The organism is Streptomyces sp. NRRL WC-3618, assembly GCF_001280005.1.
Lineage (GTDB): Bacteria > Actinomycetota > Actinomycetes > Streptomycetales > Streptomycetaceae > Streptomyces.
Window position 1 is genome coordinate 1 of record NZ_LGDW01000157.1, and the last position, 4,797, is coordinate 4,797.

4 protein-coding genes and 1 pseudogene are annotated in these 4,797 nt (G+C 72.9%); all 5 read right to left on the reverse strand.

Annotated elements, in window-relative coordinates:
• The coding region (holA, locus tag ADL01_RS17330; protein ID WP_199834848.1) for a DNA polymerase III subunit delta at window positions 1–933 on the reverse strand (933 nt) is incomplete at its 3' end.
• Between the two features lie 86 nt (window positions 934–1,019).
• Entirely contained in the window at window positions 1,020–1,265 is a 246-nt protein-coding gene (locus ADL01_RS17335) for a hypothetical protein (protein WP_053742910.1), read from the reverse strand.
• Window positions 1,266–1,429: 164 nt separating this feature from the next.
• Window positions 1,430–1,746 (reverse strand): annotated as a pseudogene (locus ADL01_RS17340) (arylamine N-acetyltransferase); the annotation flags it as partial.
• 115 nt (window positions 1,747–1,861) lie between these two features.
• Window positions 1,862–4,483, reverse strand: a complete 2,622-nt coding sequence (locus tag ADL01_RS17345; RefSeq protein ID WP_199834849.1) for a ComEC/Rec2 family competence protein — start codon at window positions 4,481–4,483, stop codon at window positions 1,862–1,864.
• A gap of 47 nt (window positions 4,484–4,530) precedes the next feature.
• A partial coding sequence (locus ADL01_RS17350; RefSeq protein WP_199834850.1) for a ComEA family DNA-binding protein occupies window positions 4,531–4,797 on the reverse strand: 267 nt, incomplete at its 5' end.

Consider the following 4,797-nt stretch of genomic DNA (forward strand, 5'->3'; position numbering starts at 1 on the left):
CGCGTACGCAGCATCATCCCCGCCCCCCTTCACCCCCGCATCAGCCTCAGCCACCGCCCGCAACGCCTCAGCAACCCCATCCGGAGTCCACCCCCGCATCTGCTGCCGCACCCGGTCGATCTTCCACGGCGGCATCCCCAGCTCCCGCGCGAGATCCGCCGGCCGCCCACCCCGCGCGGACGACAGCTTCCCGATCGCCCGCACGCCCTGCGCCAACGCACTGGTGATCATCACCGGCGCCACCCCGGTCGACAACGACCACCGCAGCGCCTCCAGCGCCTCCGCCGCCCGCCCCTCGACAGCCCGGTCGGCGACCTCGAAGCTCGACGCCTCCGCCCGCCCCGTGTAGTACCGCCCGACCACGGCCCCGTCGATCGTCCCCTCGACATCCGCGACGAGCTGAGTCACCGCGGACGCCAGCTCCCGCAGATCACTCCCGATCGAGTCGACGAGCGCCTGACACGCCTCGGGCGTGGCGGATCTTCCCGTCGCCCGGAACTCGGACCGCACGAACGCCAGCCGGTCCGCCGGCTTCGTCATCTTGGGACACGCCACCTCACGTGCCCCCACCTTGCGGGCCGCGTCGAGCAGCCCCTTGCCCTTGACTCCGCCCGCGTGCAACAGCACGAGGGTGATCTCCTCGGCGGGCGCCCCGAAGTACGCCTTCACATCCTTGACCGTGTCGGCCGACAGATCCTGCGCGTTGCGTACGACCACGACCTTCCGCTCCGCGAAGAGCGACGGACTGGTCAGCTCGGCCAGCGTCCCCGGCTGCAACTGGTCCGAGGTCAGATCTCGTACGTCCGTGTCGGCGTCGGCGGCCCGGGCGGCGGTCACCACCTCCTGCACGGCACGGTCGAGCAGGAGGTCCTCCTGGCCCACGGCAAGCGTGACGGGGGCGAGAGGGTCGTCTTGTGCGGTCTTCTTGGCCATCCTCAAAAGCATCCCACGAGCCACTGACAACCCCGCCCGCCCACACCCCCCACCGCCCTACTCCCGTTCCCGCTCCCGCTCCCGGGCTAGGGCTCCTCCCGCCACCCCTCCCACTCCCCCACGAACTCGTCCAACTCGCTCGCGTCCAGCCGCCCGGCCGAGTCCGTCAGCACGACGAGCCACTGCGCGTCCTCGGCATCGTCCTCACCGGCCAGCGCTTCCCGTACGAGCTGCGGCTCCTCCCCGATACCGAACCGGTCACGCAGCGCCTCCACCACGTCCTCGGCGGCATCACGGTCGGGCAGCACCAGCACATGTCTCACATCGCTCACGAAGACATTTTCCGCTACGCCGAACACGCTGTGCGATCACGCAAGCCCACGCAGCCAACGCCGGGACAAGCACCCCGATCGCACCGCCTCAGGCACCCCCACCAGACTTCCGCACGCTCAGCACCGCCGACACCGAAGTGCGACTCCGGTGAGGTGCTGTTTCACCGCGCCCCGGCCACAACGTCCCCCGGAGCTCGGGACCGCAGCTCCAGCCGATACACGCGGCCACCGTCCCGAACCACGTCCACGTCGCCCGCTCCCGGGTCCGCCCCGCGCCCCGCGCTGAGTCCTGTCCCGCCTCAATGATCAGGAACGTACCGCCCAGATCCTCCCGCTCGCGCCGCCGCCCGATCGCCGGCGGACAGTGACTGTGCGCCCCGAAGCCCACGTCGACCAGCCAGTCACCGCCGTCCACCGTACGCACCCGCCGCGCGAGACGGTCGTGCGCGATTCCGAGCCGCTCCTCGCCGCCGTACACCTGCGTCGGAGGTAGGCGACACCTGCATTCGACACCTGGCCGACGGAGTTAGGCGTCTCAGCCGGTGCGGAGTTCGCCTACGGAGGTAGGCACCGCAACCTACGCGGAGTTCACCGCCTCAGTCCCGCGCCACCCGCAGCTCCCGGCCCTCGCCGACGACCGCCAACGCCCCGTCCTCGTCCGTCCTCAGCACCACGGCACCCCCGTCCCTGAGTGCGGCCACCGTGCTGGGAGCGGGGTGGCCGTACGTGTTGTCCGCGCCGCACGAGATGAGCGCCAGTCTCGGGGCCGCCGCCCGTATGAGGTCGGGGTCCTGATAGGCCGAGCCGTGGTGGGCGACCTTCAGGACGTCCACGGCGCGCACGCTCTCGGCGGCCGGCGAACTCAACAGCGCGCGCTGGGCCGGGGGTTCCAGGTCCCCGAGAAGCAGCAGGCGCAGCCCCGCCGAGCGTACGAGCAGCGTGACACTGGCGTCGTTGGCGCCCTCCGGCTCGGGTGCGGGGGCCGGCCGGGGCCACAGCACCTCCCAGTCGAGGTCACCCGTCCGCCGCCGCTCACCGGCGACGGCACGCGTCACCGGGATGCGTCGGGCCGCCGCCTCCCTCAGCACGAACTCGGCCTGGTCCTCGGGCTCTTCGAACCCCGTCGTCTCGATCGCGCCCACCGATCGCCCACGCAGTACGCCGGGCAGCCCGGCGACGTGGTCCGCGTGGAAGTGCGTGAGGATCACGAGGGGCACCTTGGTGATCCCGAGGTCGCGCAGACAGTGGTCGACCAGTACCGGGTCGGGTCCGGCGTCAACGACGACACCGGTGCCTTCGCCCGCCGCGAGCACGGTCGCGTCCCCCTGCCCCACGTCGCACATCGCGTACCGCCACCCCGGTGGCGGCCACCCGGTGATCACCCTGGTCAGCGGCGCCGGCCGGACCACCACCAGGAGCAACAGCACCCCGCACGCGGCGCACCACCAGGGATGCTTCAACAGCCTCGCGCCGACGAACACGACGAGCACCATGCACAGCCCCAGCAGCAGCGCACCGGTCCAGCTGCCCGGCCAGTCGATTCCCCCGCCGGGCAGCGCCGCCCCCGTACGGGCGATGTCGACGATCCACCCCGCGGGCCAACTCGCGCCCCAGGCCAGCGCCCCGGCCACCGGCATGGCGACCGGCGCGGTGGCCAGCGCGGCGAAGCCCAGGACGGTGGCCGGGGCGACGGCGAACTCGGCGAGCAGGTTGCACGGCACCGCCACCAGGCTCACCCGCGCCGACAGCACAGCCACGACCGGCGCGCACACGGCCTGCGCCGCACCGGCCGCTGCCAGCGCCTCGGCCAGTCGCGGCGGCACCCCACGCCTGCACAGCGCCGGGCTCCAGCGGGGCGCGAGGGTGAGAAGCGCGCCGGTGGCGAGGACGGAGAGCAGGAAGCCGTAACTCCGCGCCAACCACGGGTCGTACAGCACCAGCAGCAGAACCGCTGTCGCCAGCGCCGGGATCAGCGAGCGTCGGCGTCCGGTCGCGAGGGCGAGCAGCGCGACGGATCCACAGGCCGCGGCCCGCAGCACACTCGGATCGGGTCTGCACACGATGACGAATCCCAGGGTGAGCACACCTCCGAACAACGCGGTCGTCCGGAGGGAGAGGCCGAGGCGGGGTGCGAGGCCACGCCGTTCGACCTGCTGGGCGAGGGCGGGCGGGCCGATGAGCAGGGCGAGGAGGATCGTGAAGTTCGCACCACTGACGGCCATCAGATGCGTAAGGTCGGTCTCCTGGAACGCCTCGTCCAGCTCGGGTGTGACGCGTGAGGTGTCCCCGACGACCAGCCCGGGCAGCAGCGCCCGCGCATCCTCCGGTAGGTCCTCGGTGGCGTCCCGCAGCCCCGCGCGCAGCCGCCCCGCGAACCGCTGTGGAGCCGACGGTTCCCCCACCACCATCGGCGCCGCCTGGCCCCGTACCCGCAGCACGGCCGCGATCCGGTCACCGCCCGTCAACGGGGGCACGAGCCGTCCGGTCACCCGCAGCCGCGTGGACGGCAACAACCGGAGCCAGGGTGAATGCTCCGGCCCGCCCGCCGACTTGGCGGCCGACCGGCGTAAGGGTCCCGTCCTGGTCGGCTTCGCGCTCAGGTCGACGGTCACGAGCACGGGCGTCCGCGTCGCCGTCGTGCTCCCGTCCGTCGACTCGATCCGCCGGACCTCGGCGTCGAGCAGTACGGCGCTCGGCGCGGCGTGAGCGCCCTGGATCCGGGGCCGGGTGAGGCGTGGATCGGAGGTGACCTCCAACTCGGCCGTCACACCGGCGTACTGTCGCGCCAGATCCGGTACGGGCCCCCGCCGCAGATCGGCCCCGTGCAGTCCGGCGGAGGCGGCGGCCGCGGCGACACAGAGCAGTACGGCGGCCACGGAGACCCGCGACCAGTTGGCCCACCGGGGTTGTCGCACCGGCGTCGGACCGGGTGCCTCCGAGGGACGGCGGGCCAGCAGGAGCACTCCGGCGATGACCGAACAGACGACCGCGATGCCGGTGACCCAGTCGGGCGGGACATCCAGCGTCAGTGCCGCCGTCGCCCAGGCCGCCAGCGCGGGCGGCACCAGGCGCAGGTCTGTCGGCCCTTCCTGCCGGGGGTTGGCCGCCCCCAGCCGTTTCCCCGAGGTGGCGTGCACGGACCGGCGGACGCGAGCTGCCCGGGCGGGGGTGGCCTGGTCGTCGAGCGGGCCAGGCTCCTCGTGTACGGCTCCCGCCATGGCACGCCGAGGCGGACTCCCCGATTGCGGTGTGTTCGGTTCCCGGCTCATGGCTGCACGAGATTTCGCAGGTCGGCGAAGCGCCGGTCACCGATGCCGTTCACCTCGCGCAGTTCGTCCACGGACCGGTATCCGCCGTGCTGGGTGCGGTAGTCGACGATGTGCTGCGCGAGCACCGGCCCGACGCCCGGCAAGGTGTCGAGCTGTTCCACGGTGGCCGTGTTCAAGGCGACAGGCGCCGCCGGTCCAGCCCCCGCACCACCCACGGAGCCACCCGCCCCCACGCCACCGGAGCCGACCGCACCCCCCACGGC